This window comes from Psychrobacter sp. TB20-MNA-CIBAN-0197 (assembly GCF_040309765.1).
Taxonomy (GTDB): domain Bacteria; phylum Pseudomonadota; class Gammaproteobacteria; order Pseudomonadales; family Moraxellaceae; genus Psychrobacter; species Psychrobacter submarinus.
This window is the reverse complement of record NZ_JBEOPC010001322.1, coordinates 1-239: the sequence shown is the minus strand read 5'-3', so window position 1 is coordinate 239 and position 239 is coordinate 1. Positions and strand designations below refer to the sequence as shown.

The window sequence follows — 239 nt, the reverse complement described above, 5'->3', positions numbered from 1 at the left end:
ATGATATACAACGTATTAGGGCTATTTTTAGAAAGCAGCTCAAGCTCAATTAGTATCTCTTCAGATAATTGCCTACCGCCATCAAGCACCCATAAACAAGGTCCGCACTGCTGTTGCTCAAGCAGCTGGTAATAGTTTTCAGGTAAACTTAAATTATGATCAACTAAAGGGGAATTAAAGCTTTGCTCTAATAAATCGCTCATTAGCTGAGCGTCAGTCATTTGTGCACTTACTTGCAC

General features: G+C 39.3%; 1 protein-coding gene. It reads right to left on the bottom strand.

Annotation, left to right across the window (positions count from 1 at the left end; all coding sequences use genetic code 11):
* Positions 1 to 221, bottom strand: a 221-nt coding sequence (locus tag AAEY83_RS18235; RefSeq protein ID WP_351061512.1) for a hypothetical protein, incomplete at its 3' end; no start/stop codon positions are given.
* Between the last annotated feature and the right edge of the window lie 18 nt (positions 222 to 239).